A 2017-nucleotide genomic window follows, 5' to 3' on the forward strand; every position below is an offset into this window, starting at 1 on the left:
GTTGCGGATTCGCGGTCGCAGCTCGCGCAGCTCCTACAGTCTGAAACGAAACTGGCCGGAGCCGCTGTAGGAGCGGCGCGAGCCGCGACCGCGGCAATGCGGTTGCGGCGAAAGTTTCGGCGTGATTGCGGATTCGCGGTCGCAGCTCGCGCAGCTCCTACAGCCTGAAACGAAACTTGCCGGAGCCCCTGTAGGAGCGGCGCGAGCCGCGACCGCGGCAATGCGATTGCGGCGAAGGTTTCGGCGTAGTTGCGGATTAGCGGTCGCAGCTTGCGCAGCTCCTACAGTCTGGAACGAAACGTTCGCAGCGATTGTCGCGGGCGCGCCGCGGATCAGTACAAATCCGCCGGGTCCACATCCAGCGACCAGCGCACCTTGCGCGCTTCCGGCGCGGCGTAGATCGCGGGCAGCGCGGCGTCGAGCGCGGCGTGCAGGTCGCGCCGTTGCGGCGCCGACAGGATCAGTTGCGCGCGCAGGTAGCCGGCGCGGCGCGGCATCGGCGCGGGCACCGGGCCGTTGAGTTCCAGCGTGCTGCGCTCGATGCCGTGTTGCGCGGCGGCCTGCTGCAGTTCGCGCCGCGCCATCGCCAGGAACGCGTTGGCGGCTTCGACCTGCTGCGCTTCGGCGCGGATCAGCGCCATGTGCGCGTACGGCGGGAACCCCGCCGCTTCGCGCTGGGCCAGTTCGACCTCGGCGAAGGCGTGGTAGCCGCCGGACAGCAGGGTGATCAGCAGTTCGTGTTCGGGATGGTGGGTCTGCAGCACCACCTCGCCGGGCTTGAGCGCGCGGCCGGCGCGGCCGGCGACCTGGATCAGCAACTGCGCGAGCTTTTCGCGCGCGCGGAAGTCGGCGCTGAACAAGCCTTCGTCGATGCCGACCACGGCCACCAGGGTCAGGTTGGCCAGGTCGTGGCCCTTGGCCAGCATCTGGGTGCCGACGAGCACGCCCGGCGCGGTGCCGAATTCGGCCAGCAGTTTTTCCAGCGCGTCGCGTTTTTGCGTGGTGCCGCGGTCGATGCGCAGCACCGGGAAATCGGAAAACCGCGCGGCCAGCGATTCCTCGATGCGCTCGGTGCCGGCGCCCTGCGATTGCAGGGCCAGCCCGCCGCAATCGGGGCAGGCATCCGGCGCGGGCCGGCGCGTCCCGCAGTGGTGGCATTGCAGGCGCCGGCCGCCGCCGTGCACGGTCATCGGCGTGGGCTTGAGCGGGGTGCTGCAGCGCGGGCAGTGCGCGGTCCAGCCGCAGTCGTGGCACAGCAGCACCGGGGCGTAGCCGCGCCGGTTCTTGAACACCAGCGCCTGGCCGCCGGCGCGCAGTTCGCCGTGCAGGCGTTCGAGCAGTTCCGGCGATAAGCCGGCTTGCAGCGGCCGCTTGCGCACGTCGAGCACGCGCACCCGCGGCGGCTGCGCGGTGCCTGCGCGGCGCAGCAGGCGCAGGTGGCCGTAGCGGCCGGCCTGGGCGTTGCGCAGCGATTCCAGCGACGGCGTGGCGCTGCCCAGCAGCACCGGCACGTCCAGCGCCTTGGCCCGGACCAGGGCGAAGTCGCGGGCGTGGTAGCGGATGCCGTCGAGCTGCTTGAAGCTGCCGTCGTGTTCTTCGTCGATCACGATCAGGCCCGGCTCGCGCAGCGGCAGGAACACCGCCGAGCGCGTGCCCACCGCGACCCGCGCCTGCCCGCGCGCGAACGCGGCCCAGGTGCGCGCGCGCTCGCCGTCGCTCAGGCCCGAGTGCAGCGCGTGCACCGGCACGCCGAGGCGTGCGCGGAAGCGCGCCAGGGTCTGCGGGGTCAGGCCGATCTCCGGCACCAGCACCAGCGCCTGCTTGCCGCGCGCCAGGCAGTCGGCGATCGCGCGCAGGTAGACCTCGGTCTTGCCGCTGCCGGTGACGCCGTCGAGCAGGAAGGGGGTGAAGCCGGGCGCGGCCAGGATCGCGTCGACCGCGGCCTGCTGCTCGTCGTTGAGCGGCGGCCCGGGCTGCGGCGCGGGCGCGTGCGCGCTCGCCGGCACCGCCAGGCGCT

At 72.5% G+C, this 2017-nt stretch carries 1 protein-coding gene; it reads right to left on the reverse strand.

Going from position 1 to position 2017, the window contains the following annotated elements:
• Positions 1-332: 332 nt before the first annotated feature.
• On the reverse strand, positions 333-2017 hold a 1685-nt coding region (locus A7A76_RS15160; protein ID WP_206411963.1), incomplete at its 5' end, for a primosomal protein N'.

It is taken from the genome of Lysobacter enzymogenes, assembly GCF_017168095.1.
GTDB lineage: Bacteria > Pseudomonadota > Gammaproteobacteria > Xanthomonadales > Xanthomonadaceae > Lysobacter > Lysobacter enzymogenes_D.